General features: G+C 65.4%; 1 protein-coding gene. It reads left to right on the top strand.

Going from position 1 to position 1,033, the window contains the following annotated elements; all coding sequences use genetic code 11:
* Positions 1-105: 105 nt before the first annotated feature.
* A complete protein-coding gene (locus ACYPYD_RS26375) occupies positions 106-954 on the top strand; it encodes a TauD/TfdA dioxygenase family protein (protein ID WP_036523577.1) in 849 nt (282 codons plus the stop codon).
* Positions 955-1,033 lie beyond the last annotated feature (79 nt).

Here is a 1,033-nt window from a genome sequence, read left to right as displayed (position 1 = left end):
CCGCCCGCCCCGGCGGTGTGTTCTCCGCCCCGTTTACGCTCGCCGCGATCGGGTGTATTGGCGTGCTGTACATATGTTCAGCATAACGCCGGGAGAGACGGCCAGATGGCTATCCGTTTCGAAGATATCAAGGAATTCATCGGTTCGCGCGTGATCTGGGACGACCGCGCCGACTTGTTCACGCCCCAGGCTGCCGCAGCGATTCGCGCCAAGGTGGAGGAGCGCACCGTTGTGGTGTTCCCGCAGGCGAACCTCACCGACCAGGAGCAGCTCGCCATCACCGAGGCGATGGGCGAGAAGATCCGCCTGACGGCGCGCAACAACGTGCAGAACAACGACCAGGACGTCTACCAGGTCACGCTGGACGAGAAGATCAATCCGCAGCCCGAATATGTGCTGGGCACTTTCTTCTGGCACATGGACGGCATCACCGTGGACATGCCGCCGCCCTTCGCCACGCTGCTGTCCTGCCGCATCGCGCCCGACAAGGGCGGCGAGACCGAGTTCGCCAGCACGTATGCCGCTTACGAGGGCCTTCCCGAAGAGGAGAAACAGGCGCTCGAGGGCCTGAAGGCGGTGCATTCGGTGCGCGCCAGCCTCTCGCCGATCGCCGACGCCATCCCGGAAAAGCATCGCGAGAAGGTGCTCGGCATCGGCCTGATCAAGGAGCATCCGCTGGTGTGGACGCACGAATCGGGGCGCAAGTCGATGGTCATCGGCACCACGGCGGACCACATCGTCGGCATGGAAGTACCGGCGGGCCGCGCCATGCTGATCCGCCTGCAGGAATGGGCCGCGCAGCCCGCGTTCTCGCTGCGCCACAAGTGGACCAAGGGCGACTTCGTGATCTGGGACAACACCGGCGCGATGCACCGGGCGATCCCCTACGACAAATCGACCGGGCGCATGATGCACCGCACCTCGATCGCCGGGACCGAGGCGGTCGCGGCGTAACGTTACGTCGTCCCGGACTTGATCCGGGACCGCTGGCGGTGAACGGCTCCATAGAGCCGCGTGGGATGCGGGGGCGTGG

This window comes from Novosphingobium sp. 11B, from assembly GCF_054589055.1.
Note: the sequence above shows the minus strand (reverse complement) of the source record. Positions and strands in the feature narration are given on the sequence as shown.